Consider the following 20156-nt stretch of genomic DNA (forward strand, 5'->3'; position numbering starts at 1 on the left):
ACAAAGGGGGCACGCGGATGACCGGATCGATCGCCACGGCCGCACCGCGCGAGACGCACGACAGCCCGACAGCGGGAGATACCGTGGAAAATACGGCCCTCGAATGCCGGGGCCTGGCCAAGGCTTTCGGAGGGATACCCGTCCTGCGCGGAGTGTCCCTGAACCTGGCGCCCGGCACCGTGACGGCGCTGGCGGGTGAGAACGGTGCCGGCAAATCGACCCTGATGAAGATCGTGTCCGGCCAGGTCCGGCCCGACGCCGGGGACGTCCTCGTGGGCGGCGAAGCGCTGCGCCTCGCGGACGCGCGGATCGCCCGTGAACTCGGCGTCGGGATCGTGCCGCAGGAACTGGCCCCGATCCTCGACATGACGGTGTACGAGAACCTCTTCGCCGGCCGGGAGCTCAAACGCCGCTGCGGCCTGCTCGACCGCCGTCGGATGGTCGCTCAGGCACGCGAGATGCTCGAGGTGTTCGGCATCGACATCGACCCTCAGGTCCCGATGCGACGGCTCACCGTGGCCCTGCGCCAGATCGTCGAGATCACCAAGAGCACATCATGGGGCGCGTCGGTGGTGCTGCTGGACGAGCCGACCTCGGCCATCTCCGGACACGAGGTGGAGCGGCTGTACGGCGTGGTCGACAAGCTCCGTGAGCGCGGTGTCGCCATGCTCTACACCACCCACAAGATGGAGGAGATCCGGGCGATCGCCGACCGCGTGGTGGTCCTGCGGGACGGCGCGCTCGTCGAGGACCGCCCCTGCATCGACATCACGGACGACGAGATCGTCCACGCGATGATCGGTCGCGAACTCGACGACCTGTTCCCGGCGCTGTCCGCCCCCGGCGACGAAGTGGCCCTACACGTCAGCGGTCTGCATGTGGCGGGCTATCCGGAGCCGGTGAACCTCCAGGTCCGGGCCGGCGAGATCGTCGGCCTCGCCGGTCTGGTCGGTGCCGGACGCACGGAACTCCTCGAGGCATTGTTCGGTGCGCGCCCCAGCGCCGCTGGTGAGATCACGGTGTCCGGTACGGCGGTACGGCGTCACAACGCCGCATCCTCGATCAGCGCGGGCATGGCCCTCGTCCCCGAGGACCGCAAGGGGGCAGGGCTGGTCCTCGGGATGAGTGTGCTCAACAACGCCACGCTCCCGCGGCTGGCCGACTTCAGCCTCGGCGGCTGGCTGCGAGGCGGCGCACGCACGGCTGCCGTGGACCGGGCGATGACATCGGTGCACCTGCGGAGCAAGGGCCTGCGCCAGCAGGTCGGCACCCTGTCCGGGGGTAACCAGCAAAAGGTCGTCCTCGCCCGGTGGCTGACCGGACACGTCAAGGTACTGCTGCTCGACGAGCCGACCCGCGGCGTCGACGTCGGCGCGCGCAGCGAGATCTACCGCATCGTCACCGACCTCGCCGCCTCCGGCATGGCGGTGGTCATGGCGTCTTCGGACATGGCCGAGATCCTCGGACTCGCACACCGCGTACATGTGATCCGCGACGGCGCCGTCGCGGGCAGCCTGGACCGTGCCGAACTGCCCTCCGACGACGCTCAGAGCCGCATCTTCCGTCTCGCCGCCGGACTCGACGACACCTCCATCCCCCTTCCCCACCCCCAGGACGACGTCTCATGATCACGCAACAGTCCCCACCCGCAGAATCGCCCCACACGACCGGCGCGGCCGCGGCCGCGGCCCCACTGCGTCGGCTCAACGCGGCGCGGCTGCGGGAGTTCGCGCTCAGCCATGCGATGGTCATCGTGATGCTGCTGGTCGTCATGTACTTCAGCTATCGAAGTGCTCGTTTCAGCACGTTCGACAACTTCCAGACGATCACCATCGCCGCAGCACCCTTCGCGCTCATCGCGGTCGGCCAGACCCTCGTCATCCTCACCGGTGGCATCGACCTGTCGGTGGGCAGCGTGATCGCCGTCAGCGCCATGGCCTCGGCCTCGACCGTCGCGGGACATCCCGAGCGGTTGTGGACGGCCCTGCTGGTCGGCCTGGTCACCGGCCTCGTGGCCGGCTCGATCAACGGAGCACTGGTCGCCTGGCTCAACGTACCGCCGTTCGTGGCGACGCTGGGCATGCTGACCGCGGCCTCGGGCATGGCCTACGTCATCGGCGACGGGGCACCGATCAACGGCCTGCCGGCGAACTTCAACCGGATCGCCGGCACCCGGGTCCTCGGGCTTCAGCTGCCCGTGGTCGTGATGATCGTCGGTATCGTCGTACTCGCCGTGGTCATGCGCTACACCGCATACGGCATGCGGGTCTACGCGGTCGGCGGCAACCGGGTCGCGGCCGAACTCGCCGGTATCAAGACGCACCGGGTGCTGTTCAGTGTCTACGCCATCAGCGGCCTGCTGGCCGGCATGTCCGGCGTCATGCTGGCGTCACGGGTGCTGTCCGGCCCGCCCACGCTGGGCTCGGGATACGAGCTGGACGCGATCGCCGCGGTCGTCATCGGCGGCGCGAGCCTCATGGGCGGCCGTGGCACGGTCTGGGGGACCGTCCTCGGTCTCTTCCTCATGCAGACGCTCAACAACGGCCTCGACATCCTCGTCGTGCCCGCCTACTGGCAGAAGGTCATCAAGGGCGTGCTCGTCGTCGCCGCTGTCACGGTCGACGTGTGGGCCAACAGCCGACGCCGCTGACACTTCTGCTCCTTCAGAAAGGTATCTCTCGTGAACAGAAGAACTCTGCGGTTGGCGGGAACCGCCGCATGCGCCATGGCGCTGGTGACGACAGCGGCGTGCGGGGCCGGTGACACGAGCGCCGGCAAGCTCCGTGTCGGCGTCACCGTCTATGACATGTCGTCCTTCATCACTCAAGGCAAGGAGGGCATGGAGTCCTACGCCAAGGCCCACAACATCGAACTGGTCTGGAATTCGGCCGGCGGTGATGTCAGCACCCAGGCCACTCAGATGGAACAGATGGTCAACTCCGGCGTGGACGCCCTGGTCATCGTGCCGGTCGAGGCCAACTCACTCGCTCCGCAGCTCGCACAGGCCAAGGCGAAGAACATCCCCGTAGTGGCCGTGAACACGACACTCACCAACTCCTCGGCGCTGGCCGCCAGCGTGCTGCCCGACGATGTCGCGGCCGGCGAGCAGGAGATGCGGATGATGGCCGACAAGCTCGGCCGCAAGGGCAACATCGCCATCCTCCAGGGCCCCCTCGGGTCCTCTCCCGAGCTGGACCGCACACGCGGTATCAGCAACGTGCTCAAGAAGTACCCCGGCATCAAGGTGCTCGCCAAGGACACAGCCAACTGGAAGCGCGACCAGGCCGTCGACAAGGCCAAGAACTGGATGTCCAGCTTCGGCGGAAAGCTGGACGGGATCGTCTCCGAGAACGACGACATGGGCCTCGGCGCCGTGCAGGCACTGAAGGAGGGCAACGGAAAGAAGATACCGGTGGTCGGTATCGACGGGATCGAGGACGGACTGCGTGCGGTCCAAAGCGGTGACCTCATCGGTTCCTCGCTCCAGCACGGCCGGGTCGAACTCGCGGAAGGTCTCGCGGTGGCCCGACGCGTCACCGAGAAGAAGCCGGTCCACAAGCGGTACTCGTACATCATGCCGCCGATCACCCAGGCCAACGTCGCCACGTACCTCGAGCACGTCGTGACCGGCAAGGACGACTTTCTGAAGCGGCTTCCCGCACTCGTCGACGCCAACCTGCAAAGCGGCAACCTGGCCAACGAGAAATAGGCCGCACGGTGGGGGAGACCCGGAGCTGGTCTCCCTCACCGCTCCCCGGTCTCTGCCCGGGACATGACAGCAGAGGATGCCAACACCCCTTTCACTGGAGCACCCTTGAACGACACACTGCGTCGGCTCAACGACGCGGGGACCGCCGTCTGGCTGGACGACCTCAGCCGCGAGCGCCTCGACTCCGGCGAGCTGGCACGCCAGGTACGCGAAGGTCTGATCGCCGGCGTCACCACCAACCCCACGATCTTCCACCAGGCCATCACGCACAGCAGCGCCTACGACAGCCAGTTGGCCGGCCTGGCCCGGCTCGGCACCACCGCTGCCGACGCGCTGCGCCTGCTCACCTGCGCCGACGTACGACGCGCCGCAGACATCCTGCGCCCGGTCCACGACGCCTCCGGAGGGATCGACGGAATGGTCTCCATCGAGGTCGCTCCCGGCCTCGCGCACGACACCGCGGGCACGCTGGCCGAGGCCCGGCTGCTGCACTGGCTGGTCGATCGCCCCAACGTCCTGATCAAGATCCCGGCCACGGACGCGGGCCTGCCCGTCGTGGCCCACTGTCTCGCCGAGGGCATCGGCGTCAACGTCACCCTGATCTTCGGACTCGCCCGCTACCGGCAGGTGACGCAGGCGCATCTGGACGGACTGGAGCGCGCCGCGCAGGCAGGACTGGACGTCTCCCGCATCGCCTCCGTCGCCTCGTTCTTCGTCTCTCGTGTCGACGCCGCCGTCGACGCCCGCCTCGACAAGAGGGACACCGCGCAGGCCCGCGCACTGCGCGGCCGTGCCGCGATCGTCAACGCACGGCTCGCCTACGAACTCCACGAGCAGGTCCGCTCCGGGCCGCGCTGGCAGGCTCTCGCCGCGCTCGGCGCCCAGCCGCAGCGCCCGCTGTGGGCATCGACGGGGGTGAAGGACCCCGCGTACGACGACACCCGCTACGTCGTCGAACTCGCCGCGCCCGACACCGTCAATACCATGCCTGCCGCCACCCTGAGCGCCGTCATCGACCACGGCGAGCCGCGCGGCGACACCGTGCGCGGCCGGTACGAGCAGGCCCGCGGCACCTTGGAGGAACTCGGCGCCGTAGGCATCGACCTCGACACGATCACGGAGGAACTGGAGACCGACGGCGTCGCCCGCTTCCAGGATTCCTGGCAACAGCTGACCGCCGGCATAAGCGCCGCGCTCGGAGCCGAGGGGAACCCCGATGCCTGAACTGCACGCGGACGGCCACTCCCTCGACGACCTGTGCGTCACCACTCTGCGCACCCTGGCCATCGACGCGGTGCAGGCCGCGAACTCCGGCCACCCGGGTGCCCCGATGGCACTGGCCCCCACCGCCCACACCCTGTGGCACCGCTTCCTGCGCTATGACCCCGGCGACCCCCTGTGGCCGAACCGCGACCGCTTCGTCCTCTCCGGCGGCCACGGCTCAGCGCTGCTGTACGCGCTGCTGCACCTGGCTCGGGTCACGGAGGTAACCGCCGACGGAAAGGTGTCCGAGCGCCCGGCCGTCACGCTCGAAGACATGCGGCGTTTCCGGCAGTTGGACTCGCGGTGCGCCGGACACCCCGAATACGGCCTGACCACCGGGGTCGAGGCGACCACCGGCCCGCTGGGCACCGGCGTCGCCTCCACGGTCGGTATGGCCATCGCCGCCCGCTGGCTCGCGGCACGCTACAACCGCCGCGGATACGAGCTGTTCGGATACGACACATACGCGCTGTGCGGAGACGGCGATCTGATGGAAGGGGCCGCTGCCGAAGCCGCCTCGCTCGCCGGGCATTTGGAGCTGGCCAACCTCTGCTGGATCTACGACAGCAACCGCATCAGCATCGAGGGCAGCACGAGCCTGGCCTTCACCGAGGATGTCGCCGCCCGTTTCCGGGCCTACGGCTGGAAGGTCACCCGCGTCACCGACGCCAACGACCGCACGCGGATCGGCAGCGCCCTCAACGCCTTCCACACCGAGCGCACGCAGCCCACCCTGGTGATCGTCGAGAGCAGCATCGGCTACGGCGCCCCCACCAAGGCGGGCACGGCGGCGGCCCACGGTGAGCCGCTCGGCGAGGACGAAGTCGTCGGCGCCAAGCGGTTCTACGGCTGGCCAGAGAACTCCCGCTTCCTGGTACCCGACGAGGCGTACGCGCACATGGCGGCGGGCATCGCCGAGCGCGGGCAAGCACTGCGCCGCGCCTGGGACGGGCAACTGGAGGAGTACGCGGAGCAGTACCCGGAACTCGCGGAGGAACTGCGCCTGATGCGGCGCGGGGAGCTTCCAGTCGACTGGGAGCGCGACATTCCCACCTTTCCCACCGACCCCAAGGGCCTGGCCACCCGCGACTCCTCCGGTCAGGTGCTCAACGCGCTGGCCCGCAACGTGCCATGGCTGCTGGGCGGTTCGGCGGACCTCGCGCCCTCGACCAGGACGAGGCTGACCTTCGATGGTGCCGGGGACTTCGCGGCGGACCATCCGCAGGGACGCAACCTCCACTTCGGCGTCCGGGAGTTCGCCGCCGCCGCGGTCACGAGCGGGCTCGCCCTGTCGGGGCTGCGCGCCTACTGGTCGACATTCCTCGTCTTCTCCGACTTCGCCCGCGGGGCGCTGCGGCTCTCCGCCCTCATGAAGCTACCGGTCGTGCACGTCTTCACCCACGATTCCATCGCGGTAGGTGAAGACGGGCCCACCCACCAGCCGATCGAGCACCTCGCCTCGCTGCGCGCGATGCCGGGCCTGGACGTCTTCCGCCCCTGCGACGCCAACGAGGCGGCCGAGACCTGGCGCGTCGTGGCGCAGGGCGCACGCCCGGCCGCTCTGGCCCTCACCCGCCAATCGCTGCCCACCCTTGACCGCACGACGTACGGCCCGGCGTCCGGCCTGGCCCGGGGCGGCTACGTGCTCGCCGACCCAGCCGACGGCAAGCCCCCGGAGGTGCTGCTGATCGCCACCGGAAGCGAGGTGCACCTCGCCCTGGAGGCGTTCCACAAGCTGGCCGCCGACGGCGTCCGCGCCCGCGTGGTGAGCCTGCCGTGCTGGGAGCTGTTCGAACGCCAGTCAGCCGCGTACCGGGACGAGGTGCTGCCTCCGCCGGTCACCGCACGCGTCGCCGTGGAACTGGGGTCCCCCTTCGGCTGGGAGCGCTACGTCGGCCGGGACGGCGCCGTTGTCGGGCTCCGTTCCTTCGGGGAATCCGCTCCGATGGACGTTCTGCTCGCCGAATTCGGCATCACCCCCGAAGCGGTCACCGAGGCCGCCCGATCCCAACTGGCCGCCGGCTGACAGCCCTTCCCGCAAGACGCGGCCCTCCGTCGGCACCCCGGACCTCCGGAGAGTAGGTACAACAGACCGCCGAGGACTCCGCCCCCGCCACACCCCAGGTCACAACACTCACAGCCCTTCCAAGGGCTTAGCGCCGGTTTTCGTTCCGATGTTCCTCGACCCCTGGTTTCATCGGTCCCCGAGGGCGGGCTTGTCCTGGCAGGGTAAGCTGCGCAACTCGCGGGAGATCGCCCGCGCGCAGGTGCGGACGGCGGGCGTCATCGTCTTGTGGTCGGCGGCCTCAAGCGGCAGGACCACGGACAGGGCGGCGCAGACCGTCCGGTCAGGACCCAGAATCGGCGCGGCCACCGAGGTCCGCGGCCATGGCACGCTCAGCGTGACGGTGGCGAACCCGCCACGGCGCACGTCGGACAGAACCCGGCGCAGTTCCGCGGTGTCCGGCACCTCCCGGCCGGCCGGGTCGGTGGGGAGGCTGCCCAGGATCCGCTCCTGCACGGCAGGCGGTGCGCCGGCGAGCAGAACCAGCCCGACCCCCGTGGAGTGCAGCGGCATACGCCCGCCGACGCGGTACAGCACGGGATCGGCGTCGTGGGCGGACAGCCGTTCGACCAGCAGCGCCTCGTCGCCGTCGCGGACGGCCAGCAGGACGTGCCGGCGGGTGATGTGGAAGAGGTCCTCCATGAACGGCATGGCGACGGCCCGCAGGCCGTGGCCGCGCGGTGCCAGCGAGGCGATCTCCAGGAGCCGCAGGCCGATGGCGTACCGGCCGTCCTCCCGGCGTTCCAGCGCACCGGCCCCGACCAGCTTCCTCGCCAGGCGCAGCGTGGTGCTGCGTGGCATGCCGGTCAGGTGCGTCAGGTCGGCCAGGGACAGAACCTGGCGGGTGGGCTCGAAGGCGCCCAGAAGCGCGAAGGCCCGGTCGATGACCGCGTCACCCTGCGCAGGTCTGCGGCCGCGCGGCGGGGCTGGTCCGCCGGGCGAGGCTGCTTGGGTCATGTCCGGACCTTCATGTTCCATTGAATGGCATTCATGATGCCAATGTACGGCACAGGCTCCTACGGTGGTTCTGTACCGACGGGCAGCGCCCGGTCGGCACCCCGACCCCCACCAGGAGTGATCCATGAAGGTTCTGCCCAGCGACATCACGCTGCTCGGCGGCAAGACGACCGGTATCGCCGCGCTGCCCGAGGAGGTGACGGACAAGCCCGTAGTGGTGTTCGTGCACGGTGGCGGCGCCACCGCGAGATCGTTCGACATCCCGGGCCACTCGCAGATGGTGAGGGCCGCGCGGAACGGGTTTCCCGCCTACGCGCTCGACCGCCCCGGCTACGGCGGCAGCGAGACGCTCGGCTTCCCGGCCGACTCCGACACGGGCGTGATGCGGGCCAACGCGGAGCGCCTCGACCAGGCCATCGCCGAGCTGTGGGAGCGTCACAGCGAGACCGCGCCCGGCGTCATCGTGGTCGGCTGTTCCATCGGCGGCGCCATCAGTACGCACCTCGCTTCCCAGTGGAGCGCGCAGGACCAGCCCGGCTGGCCCCTGCTCGGCCTGGCCATCGCGGACATCGGCCAGCTTCCGCCGAAGAACGCGGTCGACGCCTGGCAGTCCACCCCAGCCGAGGAGCGCATCGACATGTCGACGCTCCAGGGCAAGCTGGCCGTACCGCCCCTGTGGGCCCTGGCCCCGTACCAGTTCGGCCTGCACAGCCTGCCCGGTATCCTGGAACCCGTCGTGCGCGCCGAGGGGATGGAGGTCGTCGGCGGCTGGCTGCGGGAATGGCGGCGCATCGCCTCGCAGATCACCGTGCCCGTCCACTACCGCCTGGGCGAGTTCGACACGCTGTGGACCGCCCGCCCCAACCTCGTCGACGAGTTCGCCGACGCGCTGCGCACCCGTTCGCCCTACGTCGACGCCGCCCTCTTCCCCGGCTCCGCGCACGGCGTCGCCGACAGCATCGCCGGCCGCGAGTACTGCCTTCAGGTCCTCGGCTTCGCCGAGCGCTGCGCCGCTGCGGTGGACACCCCCCAGCTCCTCGGCCGCTGAACCGGAACTCGAAGGGAGCAGCCACATGACCACGCCCGTGGACCCTCTCATCGACATCCACGCGCACTTCGTCACCGACCGCTACATCGAGGCCGCCAGGTCAGCGGGCCACCACCACCCCGACGGCATGACGACCTGGCCCCGCTGGGATGCCGCCGAACACCTCCTTCTGATGGACCGCCACGGCATCCGCACAGCCGTGCTGTCGCTCTCCTCGCCGGGCGTGCACTTCGGTGACGACGAAGCCGCCCGTCGGCTCAGCCGGGAGGTCAACGAATACGGCGCCGGGATCGGACGGCGCCACCCCGGACGCTTCGGCCACTTCGCCTGCCTGCCCCTGCCCGACGTGGCAGGAGCCATGGACGAACTCGCCCACTGCCTGGACGTTCTGGGCAGCGACGGAGTGGCCGTGATGACCAACACCCACGGCGTGTACCTGGGCGACCCGCGCTACGAACCGCTGTGGAGCGAACTCGACCGCCGCCGGGCCGTCGTCTTCGTCCACCCCACCTCGCCCCCGCGCGCCGGGGCCGTGGACCTGGCACGGCCCCGGCCCATGCTGGAGTTCGTCTTCGACTCCGCACGCACCGTCAGCGACCTGGTCTTCGCCGGCGTCTTCCAGCGCCATCCCGCCATCCAATGGGTCTTCACCCACGGCGGCGGCGCGCTCCCCCTGCTCGCCGACCGCATGGAACTCTTCCGCACCCTCATCGCCGGCATCGACCCGGCCGACGACACCCACCCCAGCGTCCAGGAACAGATCGGCCGCTCGTGGTTCGACATGGCCGGCACCCCCTTCCCGCACCAGATCCCGGCCCTGGCCGCGAGCTTCGGCACCGACCGCATCCTGTACGGCAGCGACTACTGCTGGACCCCAACTGCCGGTGTCGGCACGCAGATCGCCTCTCTCCAGACGGCCGAACAGCCCTCGCCGGACACCTGGCGCGCCTTGACCACTCGCAACGCCGAACGCCTGATGCCGCAGTTCGTTCCGCAACCGCCCACTCAGCGCATCGGCCGGTGAACCTGCCCCTCCCTGCCGCGCTACGTCGTCATCCCCATGACCACCTCCGCAGGCCAACTCCTCCAACGCAACCTGCCCTGCACCGCCGTCACTCGCGCCAGCCGTGGCGTGGTATTCATCGGACAAACCACCGCCATACACCAGGCCCTCGCCAACACTCACTCCCGACGCCGCTTCACCGCAGCAACTGGCCTTGAGTGAGTGTTTTGACCGGCAAGGTCTGCTGGGCCCGGCCAGGCTGAACTCCGTGCGGACGCCTCCGCTAGCGGATAGCGTTCACGACGGAAAGGGGGTTCGCGATCATGGCAGAGCGTACGGTTCCGCCTCGTGTGGCGGCTGCGGAGCGTGTCGCCTCTGAGTGGGTTTCAAGAAGAGTTGTGTCCCTGAAGTGGGCAGGTTGCTCAGGCTGGCCGCTGCTGCGAAACCCCACGGGGTCATGGCGGAGAGCGGCACTGGTTCGGGCGTGGGTACCGCCTGGCTGCACAGTGGGCTTGGCGCCGGTGCGCGCCTGGTCACCGTAGAGCGTGACGAGGAGCTGGCCCGCCGAGCGGCTGGTGTCTTTGCGGACGACGACCGCGTCAGCGTCCTGATTGGGGACTGGCGCCTGTTCGAGCAGCATGCGCCCTTCGATGTCTTCTTCTGCGACGGCGGTGGCAAGCGTGACGACCCCGAGGGGGTCATCGAGTTGCTTGCCCCCGGTGGCCTTCTCATCCTGGACGACTTCACCCCATCGCCCCATTGGCCGCCTCGTTTCGATGGCGAAGTGGATGAGCTCCGCCTCTTCTACCTCACTCATCCGGCCCTGGACGCCACTGAAGTACTCACGACACCAGCCACTTCGGCGGTTGTTGCGGCACGTCGTCTCCAGCCAGGAAGCCATTGAAGGGTTCTTGACCACGCCGGGTCCGCTACACGCTAGCCAACAGGTTCTGGCCCGCCATAGCCCCTGACCGTTCCTTTCCGGAGATTCCCCAGCCCTTGACACGGCGCGCTGGACCGTCTCATCCGTAACAGCCGTCACATCTTATAAGATGTGAGAGGTCCTGGTCGTGAAGATCACCAACGTCCACGAGGGCACCGTCCCGATCAGCTCCTCGATCCGCAACGCCTGGATCGACTTCAGCTCCATGGACTGCTCGATCGTGGCGATCGAGAGCGACGTCATCCGTGAAGGGCAGCCGCTCACAGTGGGGCGCATGCGCATGCCGCCAGGGTACGGAACGGGCTGCCACCACCCGCTTCCGCTGTCGATGGCGCCGTTGAACGGGGCGCATACGGAAGTCCAGCCGGGGCACTGGTGCGGCATCGGGCAGCAGTCACGCTGCCGGCGGCTTCAGCTCTCCATCGCTGAAGTCCCCTGTACGTCATGCTTCCCGCCCTCTTGCGGCCGGCGATCGCGAGCGGGGGAGACGCTGTCAGGTCGCGCCCAGTCGGAGCGGACATGCAGCAGGTGGTGGCGGATCAGATTCTCCAGGCCGTTCGCGTCGTTGCGGGCGATGGCTTCGAGCAGGTGATGGTGCTCGTGGGCGGAGTTGTCGAGAACCCCCCGTTCCGCAAGTGCTTCGAGGCCGTACAGCCGGGTCTGGTCCCGCATTGCGGCGACAGTGGTCACCAGGCGCCGGTTGCCACACAGTTGGAGCAGGTCGAGGTGGAAGCGTCGGTCCGCTTCGAGGAAGCCGACGACATCACCTTCTCGAGCCGTTTTCTCGATCTCGTCTGCGATAACCGTCAGGCGCGTGAGGTCCTCAGGCTGAGCGTTCGCAGCTGCTTGCAGCGTGCCGGGCACCTCCAATAGCAACCGCATGGTGTAGACCTCGTCGAGGTCGTGCTCGCTCATGGGGATCACTCGGTAGCCGCGGTTGCGGACGGGCTCCATAAGGCCCTCGTTCACCAGTGTCAGCATGGCTTCCCGGACCGGACTGCTGGAGACGCCCAGCCTGGTCGCCAGGGCTGCGGCCGAATAGATGTCTCCCGGTCGGATCTCCCCGGATACCAATGCCTGCCGGACCAGGGCAAGGACCTGTTCGCGCAGGTTCGTGCGCTGAAGCGGACCGGCCAGCGCGTCGGGTGCCATCGGTTCTCCGTTCATCTCTTCATCTCTTCTTGACTTCGCTCCCACCTGGATGCATCTTAACGTCTTACCGGCGACCGGTGGCCGGTAACCGGTTACTCAGGAGTAATGATGACTGAGAAGCACGGGTACTGCACAATGTGCCGCTCTCGATGTGGTGCCGTCTACACCATTGAGGCAGGCGCTCTGCGGGGAGTGCGGCCCGACCCCGAGCATCCGACGGGTGCGGCGATGTGCCCGAAAGGACGGGCGGCACCAGAAATCGTGCACAGCCCGGACCGCCTCACCCAGCCGCTTCGGCGGACCACTCCCAAGTCCGATCCGGACCCCAAGTGGGAGCGCATCGGCTGGGAGGAAGCACTGAGTGAGACCGCCGAAAAGCTGGGACGGATCAAGGCTCAGGACGGCGCGGAAGCTGTGGCCTTCGCCGTGACTTCGCCCAGCGGTACCCCACTGTCGGACTCCATCGACTGGATCGAGCGTTTCATCCGCCTCTTCGGCAGCCCCAACACCTGTTACTCCACTGAAGTCTGCAACTGGCACAAGGACTGGGCCCACGCCTTCACATTCGGAAGTTCGCTGCCGACCGCGGACTTTGCCGCAACTGACCTCGCCGTGCTCTGGGGTCACAACCCTGCCAAGACGTGGCTGACTCAGTCGGCGGCCCTTGCACAAGCCCGAGCCGACGGAGCCCGTCTGGCGGTCATCGACCCCCGCCGCTCGACCAGTGCGCTGGAAGCGGACCACTGGCTGCGTGTCCGCCCTGGTGCGGACGCGGCCCTCGCCCTGGGCGTCGCCCGGCTCGTGCTGGAACGTCGCGGCTACGACGACAGTTTCGTTCGGGCCTGGACAAATGCTCCCCTGCTCGTTCGCCGTGACACAGGACGCTTTCTGCGTGCCCAGGAGATTGATCCGGACCTCGACGGTTACGTCGTCTGGGACACCGTCGACGACACCTGGCGGTCATACGACACTCTCCGCGCCGCGCGGAACCCCGGCCGCTTCGCCCTGCACGGCACCCATCGGGTGCGCATACGCACCGGCACGGTCGACTGCGAGCCCGCCTTCGAGCGGTACCGCGACGCCTGCCGGCCATGGAATGTGGAGGAAACCGCCCGCACCACCGGTATCGAACCAGCGGAGCTGACCGCCTTCGCCGACGCACTCATCCAGGCACGGTCCGTGTCCTATCACGCGTGGACCGGCGTCGGGCAACACGCCAATGCCACCCAGACCGAGCGAGCCATCGCCACGCTGTACGCGCTGACCGGCAGCTACGACGCGCCCGGAGGCAACGTCATATGGCCGCGGCACGCCCTGAATCCGGCCACCGACCTGACCCAGCTCCCACATGACCAGCGGGCCAAGGCCCTCGGCATGGCGGAACACCCGCTCGGCCCTCCTGCCCAGGGCTGGATCAGCGGCCGGGATCTGTGCCGCGCGATCCTGTCGCAGGATCCCTACCCAGTACGAGCCTTGGTCGGGTTCGGCAGCAACCTGGTGCTCTCACAACCGGATCCGCGACGCACAGCCGCCGCTCTTCGCCACCTCGACTTCTACGTACACCTCGACCTCTTCCCCAACCCCACCTCCCAGTTCGCCGACATTGTGCTTCCGGTCAACAGCCCCTGGGAACACGAGGCGATCAGGGCGGGATTCGAGATCAGCCAGCGGGCTCAGGAACACGTCCAGCTCCGGCCGCGCATGGTGGAGCCGGTGGGCCAGTCCCGCTCCGACACCGAAGTCGTGTTCGACCTTGCGCAGCGTCTGGGTATGGGCGCCGACTTCTTCAACGGCGACGTCACGGTCGGCTGGAATCATCAGCTCAAGCCCCTGGGGTTGACCGTCGACGAGCTCCGCCGCCATCCTCGCGGCTTCCGGGTCCCCCTCGAAACCGTCTATCGCAAATACGCCCAGAGCACGGAAGACGGCCAGGTCACCGGGTTCGCCACCCCGACCCGACGTGTCGAGCTGTACTCGGAACGGCTCGCGCTGCACGGCTACTCCGCTGTCCCCATCCATTCCGCGCCCGGTACTGGACCCGACTCCCGCTACCCGTTGTTGCTGACATGCGCGAAGAACGGCTACTTCTGCCACAGCCAGCACCGCGGGTTGTCCTCTCTGCGCAAGCGCAGCCCGGAACCCACTGTCGACATCAGCGGGGCACTGGCACAGCGGCGCAACATCCGCGATGGCCAGTGGGTGGCGCTGTCCACGCGCATGGGGACGATCCGCATGCGCGCACGTATCGACCACGATCTGCACGAGGACGTCGTATGCGCCGAATACGGCTGGTGGCAGCAGGCTCCGGACCTGGCACTACCGAGTTTCGATCCCTATGACGAAGCCGGCAGCAACTACAACCTCCTGATCGGAGACGACGTACGCGACCCGATCAGTGGGTCGGTGCCGATGCGGTCCAGCAGTTGCGACGTCCAGCCCATCGCGACGTCTCAGTGGGAAGGAATCAAGGAGTTCGTCATCGTCTCCGCCGTACCGGAAGGAGCCGGTGTCCTGGCCTTGAGCATGGAACCTGCCGACGGTTCGGAGCTGCCCGATTTCAGGCCGGGCCAGCACATCACCCTCAGCTTCTCCGCCACCGACCCCGCAGGCGCGGAACGGTCATCGGCACGTTGCTACTCCCTGACCGGCCCCGCGCAGGACAAGGACCGCACGGCGTACAGCATCGGCGTACGCCGCGTGCCGGACGGACAGGTCTCCGGCCAGGTGCACGCAACCGCACGTGAGGGGAAGCGCGTGCAGCTGACGGCGCCGGCAGGACTCTTCGCCATCCCGCCCGACATCAGCCGGCCAGTCGTGCTCCTCGCCTCCGGAATCGGGATCACGCCGTTCATCGGCTACCTTGAGACACTGGCCCGCAGCGGCGGCAGCGTCCCCGAGGTCGTACTGCACTACGGCAGCCGAAATTCCACCTCACACGCCTTCCTGGACCGCACGAGCGAACTACGGGACGTCATCCCCCAGCTACGCGTCCACACCCACTACAGCCGACCGGAATCCCATGACCTCCTCGGCCGCGATTACGACCACTTCGGACGCGTCAGCGCCGCCGACGTCGATGCCCGACTCATCGAGCGCCGCGCCCGGTTCTACCTATGCGGACCGGAGGACATGCTCTCCGACATCACCATCGGCCTTGTCGACCGAGGCGTGCCGCGCTTCGACATCTTCGCCGAAAAGTTCCACGCCGCCCCCCAGCGCGTCGACATCCCCGACAGCGCACAGGCCACCGTCCGCTTCACCCGCGCCAACCGCCAGGTCACCTGGCGCAAAGAAGACGGCACTCTGCTGCAACTGGCGGAGAAGGAAGGGATCCGCCTGCCCAGCGGCTGCCGCTTGGGACAGTGCGAAAGCTGCGCCATCACCGTCCTGGACGGGCACGTAGCGCATCTGGTCAGCCGCCCGGAGGACCTGGCCGGCGACCAGTGCCTGACCTGCCAGGCCATGCCCATGACCGACGTCACTCTCGACGCCTGACCGCTTGACCGCCTGATCGAAAGACGACGATGCTGAATATCGACGCCCAACAGACCATCAAAGCACTGCCGTTCCACGACCTCGTCCCCGCGCTCCGGCAAGGCTTCGTTCACGGCGCCAACACTCCTGCCCGCCACCACCACACCGTCGACGCCGACACCGACGCCACCATCCTGCTCATGCCCGCCTGGTCCCATCGCGAGTTCCTGGGTGTCAAACTCGTCAACGTCTTCCCCGCCAACGCCCTCCACGGCAGGCCGGCCCTGTCCTCCGCATTCGTCCTGGCGAGCGCCGCCACCGGGGAGCACCTGGCCATCATCGACGGCAATGAACTGACCCGACGCCGCACCGTGGCGACCTCCGCTCTGGCCGCCTCCTACCTCGCACGACCCGAGAGCACCACCCACCTGGTGGTCGGAGCAGGGCATGTGGGCAGCCTCGCCGCCGAGGCATACCGCAGCGTTTTCGACATCCGGACAGTGCTCGTCTACGACCGGTCCGCCGGCCACGCCCATCGCCTGGCCGACACCCTGAAGCAACAGGGGCTTGATGCCCGTGCCGTCGCCGACTTGGCCCCCGCGGCGGCCGAAGCCGACATCATCAGCTGTGCCACCCTCGCCACCGAGCCCATCATCAAGGGCGACTGGCTGGAACCCGGCACCCACCTCGACCTCATCGGCAGCTTCCGCCCCACCATGCGAGAGGCTGACGACCAGTGCATACGCCGCGGCACCATCTTCATCGACACGCCACAGGCCCTGCACGAATCCGGTGATCTGACTCAGCCCATCGACGCCGGCCTTCTCACCCCGGACGATATCGTCGGCACCCTGCCCGACCTGTGCGCCGGCACCATCCCCGGCCGCCGCACCCAGGAAGAGATCACCGTCTTCAAGGCGGTCGGCAGCGCACTCGCCGACCTCACCGCCGCCTCGGCGGTCTACCGCTCACACGGCCCGTCCCCCCGGGCCCACACCTGCCAGGAGCCATCTTGACTTCCTCCCTCTCGTGAACGAGGGGGGTTCCTACGGCTCGCGCCGTGGGGCTTCCTGCTTCATCACCGACTGCCCCGCCCGGGAGGACTCCCGTTGAGGTCTTACACCGGCTCCACAGGCCGACACCGCCAGTCCGGCGGCCAGAAGGTTCTTCGCTGCGTTCACGTCCCGGTCGTGGGCCGTGCCGCAGTCGCACGTCCAGGTGCGGACGCTGAGCGGCATCTTCTCTTGCAGGGTGCCGCATACGGAGCACAGCTTGGAGGAGGGGAACCAGCGGTCGACCCCGATCACCTCGCGGCCGTACCAGGCGGCCTTGTACTCCAGCATGCTCCGGAACTCCGACCACGCCGCGTCGGAGGTCGCCCGGGACAGCTTGCCGTTGCTGAGCATGTTCCGGACGGTGAGGTCCTCGATCACGAGCGTTTGGTTGTCACGCACGAGTCGAGTGGTGAGCTTGTGCAGATGGTCACGGCGACGGTCGGCGATGCGGGCGCAGACCTTGGCGACCTTGCGGCGCGCTTTGGCCCGGTTGACGCCGTCGCCCCTGGCCTTGCGGGCGAGGTCGCGCTGAGCTCGGGCGAGGCGGGCGCGGTCGCGCCGCTCGTGCCTGGGGTTGGCGATCTTCTCACCCGTGGACAGGGTGAGCAGGTGGCCGAGCCCGGCGTCGACACCGACCGCCAGGCCGCCGGCGGGAAGCGGCTGGACGGCTGGGTCCTCGACGAGGAGGGAGACGAACCAGCGCCCGGCCGCGTCCTGGGAGACGGTCACCGTGGACGGGACCGCGCCTTCCGGCAGGGGACGCGACCAGACGGTGCCCAGCGGCTCTGCCATCTTCGCCGGCGTCAGCTTCCCCTCCCGAAACCGTCACGCACTGGAGGTGTACTCGGCGGACTTGCCGGAGTTCTTACGCGACTTGAACCGCGGGTACTTCGACCGCCTGGCGAAGAACGCGGTGAACGCCGCCTGGAGGTGCCGCCGGGCCTGCTGGAACGGAGCCGAGGACACCTCGTTGAGGAAGGCCAATTCCTCGGTCTCCTTCCACACCGTCGGCATCGCCGACGTCGCGTCGTAGTTGACCCGCTCCTGACGCAACGTCCACGCCTCAGTACGGGCCGCGAGCGCCATGTTGTAGACCTTCCGCACGCATCCGAACGTGCGCGACAGCTCCGCTGCCTGCGCATCGGTCGGATAGAAGCGGCACTCGAACGCCCGCCTTACGTAAGCGGTCATAGCCCACAAACCAGCACAGGCGACTCGGCTCTCCCTGCCCTGCTCCGCAGGAGCCCGCTTCCTCCCCCGCCTGAAGGCGGGGGTTTCCTCGGAGGTTCCCGATGATCGAGCAGAGGCCCAAAGGGGGCGACGACTCCGCACCTCAGCAACCGCCACGCGATGGATTCCTCGCCCGCGCCGCTACCCGAAGCGCGGCCGTGGCCGAACGGTGGTTCCCCAACACCCTCGTCTTCGCACTCCTGACTGTGGCCGTCGTGGCCATCGCGGCAATGAGCATCGGATCAGGCCCCGCAAAGGTCGCCTCTGTCTTCGGCAACGGCTTCTGGGACCTGATCCCCTTCACCATGCAGATGGCCATGGTCGCCATCGGCGGTTATGTCGTGGCCACCGCCCGCCCCATCCAGCGAGTCATCACCCGCCTGGCCCAGGTCCCCGCCACAGAGCGGGGTGCCGTCGCCATGGTCGCGGCCATCAGCCTCACCTCCGCCCTGCTGAACTGGGGATTCAGCCTCATCTTCAGCGCCCTGCTGGTCAGGCGCCTGGCCGAACGCGGCAATCTGCGCGTCGACTACCGGGCCGCCTCGGCAGCCGCATACCTCGGCCTGGGCGGTAGCTGGGCCCTTGGTCTCAGCTCCTCAGCCGCTCAGCTCCAGGCCAACGCGGAGAGCCTGTCGCCCTCCCTGCTGTCGATCACCGGCGTCATCCCCTTCCGGGAAACCATCTTCACCTGGCAGTCCCTCACCCTCGCGGCTGTCGTGATCGTCGTCTGCGTGTCCATCGCCTACCTCACCGCTCCACGTGGCGACAGCGTGCGCACCGCAGTCGACCTCGGCATTGACCCCAGCGACCCCGTCGAAGACGACCAGCCCCGCACCCGGCCGGGGGAGTGGCTGGAGTACAGCCCGCTGCTCACCTTCGTCGTCGTCGCCCTCGTCGCCGGATGGGCCGTGCAGGAGTTCGCCGACAAGGACCCCATCGTCGCGATCTCCGCGCTCAACACCTACAACCTGCTCTTCCTGACGCTCGGCATGCTGCTGCACTGGCGCCCGCGCCGGTTTCTCGCGGCGGTGACCAAGGCGGTTCCGGCCACGGCCGGCGTGCTCATTCAGTTCCCCTTCTACGCCGGCGTCGCCGCCATGATGACCCAGGCCACCAACGGCGCGGGCGACAGCCTGTCCCACTACCTGGCGTCAGGCTTCACCGGCGTCGGATCCCCGACCCTCTTCCCGCTGATGATGGGCGCCTACTCCGTCATCCTGGGTTTCCTCATCCCCTCCGGCGGCGGGAAGTGGATCATCGAGGCGCCCTATGTCATGCAGGCCGCCAATGACCTCAACGTCAACCTCGGCTGGACCGTCCAGGTCTACAACGCGGCCGAAGCACTTCCCAACCTCATCAACCCGTTCTGGATGCTCCCGCTGCTGGGTGTCCTCGGCCTCAAGGCCCGCGACATCGTCGGCTACACCTTCCTCTACCTCGTCGCACTGCTGCCGATTGTGCTTGGCCTGCTCACCCTGCTGTCCACCACGCTGCCCTACCACCCGCCTGTCCAGCCCTAGCGCGCTGGCACAGCTCCCCGAGCCTGGGAAGGAACCACGTCGATGCCCCTCGATACCGCCACCGCCGCGCTCTACAACGACATCGTTCACCTCAATCCCGCCAAACACCGAATTCCACCAGGCCGTCGCGGAGGTTCTGCACTCCACCAACCCGTCCTTCAGCAGCGTCCGGAACTGGGCGACAATGCCTTCCTCCAGCGGCTGTGCGAGCCCGAACGCCAGGTCGTCTTCTGCCGGCACGCTCACGGGCAAGGACCTGAAGATCGGCGGCAGCCACGCACGCCCTGAAGCCACCGGCTACGGCGCCGTCTACTGCCTCCAAGCCATGCTCGCCGAGCGCGGCCACACGCTGGAAAACAAGACCGCGGTCGTCTCCGACTCCGGCAACGTCGCTCAGTACGCCCTGGTCGCGCGTTTCGCACCGGACAGGAGGCCGTGGGACATTCCCTGCGATGTCGCTCTGCCCTCCGCGACGCAGAACGAACTGGGTGAGGCCGATGCCGTGTCCCTGGCCAAGAACAACCTCATCGCACTCGCTGAAGGCGCCAACATGCCCTGCAGACCGGACGCGATCAAGGTGTTCCAGGAAGCGAGAATCGCCTTCGGCCCCGGCGAACGTCGGCGGCGTAGCCACCTCGGGCTTGGAGATGCGGCAGAATGCCGCACGCACCAAGTGGTCCTTCACTTGCGGCGGTTCGAGGACGGGGTCCGGGCCAAGGACTGGCCGACGGCGCACC

Annotated in this window: 13 protein-coding genes and 3 pseudogenes; 12 read left to right on the plus strand and 4 right to left on the minus strand. The window is 68.4% G+C overall.

Annotated features, from left to right (window positions below):
* Positions 1 to 17 precede the first annotated feature (17 nt).
* The 5 genes from J5X86_RS45080 (at position 18) to tkt (ending at position 6998) form a co-directional block, all read left to right on the plus strand.
* Positions 18 to 1628: a sugar ABC transporter ATP-binding protein gene (locus tag J5X86_RS45080; RefSeq protein WP_208522436.1), complete on the plus strand. Its 1611-nt coding sequence runs from the start codon at positions 18 to 20 to the stop codon at positions 1626 to 1628.
* Positions 1625 to 2650, plus strand: coding sequence for an ABC transporter permease (locus J5X86_RS45085; RefSeq protein ID WP_208522437.1), 1026 nt, complete (start codon positions 1625 to 1627; stop codon positions 2648 to 2650). The genes J5X86_RS45080 and J5X86_RS45085 overlap by 4 nt, the downstream gene beginning before the upstream one ends.
* Before the next feature lie 30 nt (positions 2651 to 2680).
* Positions 2681 to 3709, plus strand: coding sequence for a substrate-binding domain-containing protein (locus J5X86_RS45090; protein WP_308124927.1), 1029 nt, complete (start codon positions 2681 to 2683; stop codon positions 3707 to 3709).
* A gap of 63 nt (positions 3710 to 3772) precedes the next feature.
* On the plus strand, positions 3773 to 4933 hold the full coding sequence (gene tal, locus J5X86_RS45095) for a transaldolase (protein ID WP_208522438.1): 1161 nt from the start codon (positions 3773 to 3775) through the stop codon (positions 4931 to 4933).
* Positions 4926 to 6998 (plus strand): transketolase, encoded by a 2073-nt coding sequence (gene tkt / locus J5X86_RS45100; RefSeq protein ID WP_208522439.1) that lies wholly within the window; start codon positions 4926 to 4928, stop codon positions 6996 to 6998. The genes tal and tkt overlap by 8 nt, the downstream gene beginning before the upstream one ends.
* 168 nt (positions 6999 to 7166) lie before the next feature.
* Here tkt and J5X86_RS45105 read toward each other — a convergent pair whose 3' ends face one another.
* Positions 7167 to 7994, minus strand: a complete 828-nt coding sequence (locus J5X86_RS45105; protein ID WP_208522440.1) for an IclR family transcriptional regulator — start codon at positions 7992 to 7994, stop codon at positions 7167 to 7169.
* A gap of 124 nt (positions 7995 to 8118) precedes the next feature.
* Between J5X86_RS45105 and J5X86_RS45110 the strand changes: the two genes are divergently transcribed.
* The 3 genes and pseudogenes from J5X86_RS45110 to J5X86_RS45120 all read left to right on the plus strand — a co-directional run bounded on the left by J5X86_RS45110 (position 8119) and on the right by J5X86_RS45120 (position 10949).
* Positions 8119 to 9042: an alpha/beta fold hydrolase gene (locus J5X86_RS45110; protein ID WP_208522441.1), complete on the plus strand. Its 924-nt coding sequence runs from the start codon at positions 8119 to 8121 to the stop codon at positions 9040 to 9042.
* A gap of 25 nt (positions 9043 to 9067) precedes the next feature.
* Positions 9068 to 10066 carry an amidohydrolase family protein gene (locus J5X86_RS45115; protein ID WP_208522442.1) on the plus strand — a complete coding sequence of 333 codons (999 nt, stop codon included), beginning with the start codon at positions 9068 to 9070 and terminating at the stop codon, positions 10064 to 10066.
* A 302-nt stretch (positions 10067 to 10368) separates the two neighbouring features.
* Positions 10369 to 10949, plus strand: a pseudogene (locus tag J5X86_RS45120) (O-methyltransferase).
* 141 nt (positions 10950 to 11090) lie between these two features.
* Here J5X86_RS45120 and J5X86_RS45125 read toward each other — a convergent pair.
* Positions 11091 to 11231, minus strand: coding sequence for a hypothetical protein (locus tag J5X86_RS45125; protein ID WP_208522443.1), 141 nt, complete (start codon positions 11229 to 11231; stop codon positions 11091 to 11093).
* Between the two features lie 168 nt (positions 11232 to 11399).
* Positions 11400 to 12140: a GntR family transcriptional regulator gene (locus J5X86_RS45130; RefSeq protein WP_208522444.1), complete on the minus strand. Its 741-nt coding sequence runs from the start codon at positions 12138 to 12140 to the stop codon at positions 11400 to 11402.
* Positions 12141 to 12275: 135 nt separating this feature from the next.
* Between J5X86_RS45130 and J5X86_RS45135 the strand changes: the two genes are divergently transcribed.
* Positions 12276 to 15635 carry a molybdopterin-dependent oxidoreductase gene (locus J5X86_RS45135; protein WP_243983119.1) on the plus strand — a complete coding sequence of 1120 codons (3360 nt, stop codon included), beginning with the start codon at positions 12276 to 12278 and terminating at the stop codon, positions 15633 to 15635.
* A gap of 29 nt (positions 15636 to 15664) precedes the next feature.
* On the plus strand, positions 15665 to 16630 hold the full coding sequence (locus J5X86_RS45140; RefSeq protein WP_208522446.1) for an ornithine cyclodeaminase family protein: 966 nt from the start codon (positions 15665 to 15667) through the stop codon (positions 16628 to 16630).
* Between the two features lie 30 nt (positions 16631 to 16660).
* Here the strand turns inward: J5X86_RS45140 and J5X86_RS45145 are convergent.
* Positions 16661 to 17860 (minus strand): annotated as a pseudogene (locus J5X86_RS45145) (RNA-guided endonuclease InsQ/TnpB family protein).
* Between the two features lie 101 nt (positions 17861 to 17961).
* Here J5X86_RS45145 and J5X86_RS45150 point away from each other — a divergent pair.
* Positions 17962 to 19419 (plus strand): short-chain fatty acid transporter, encoded by a 1458-nt coding sequence (locus J5X86_RS45150; protein WP_208522447.1) that lies wholly within the window; start codon positions 17962 to 17964, stop codon positions 19417 to 19419.
* 232 nt (positions 19420 to 19651) lie between these two features.
* Positions 19652 to 20102: pseudogene (locus tag J5X86_RS45155) on the plus strand (glutamate dehydrogenase); the annotation flags it as partial.
* Positions 20103 to 20156: the final 54 nt, after the last annotated feature.

The organism is Streptomyces sp. NEAU-YJ-81, assembly GCF_017592595.1.
Taxonomy (GTDB): Bacteria; Actinomycetota; Actinomycetes; order Streptomycetales; family Streptomycetaceae; genus Streptomyces; species Streptomyces hygroscopicus_B.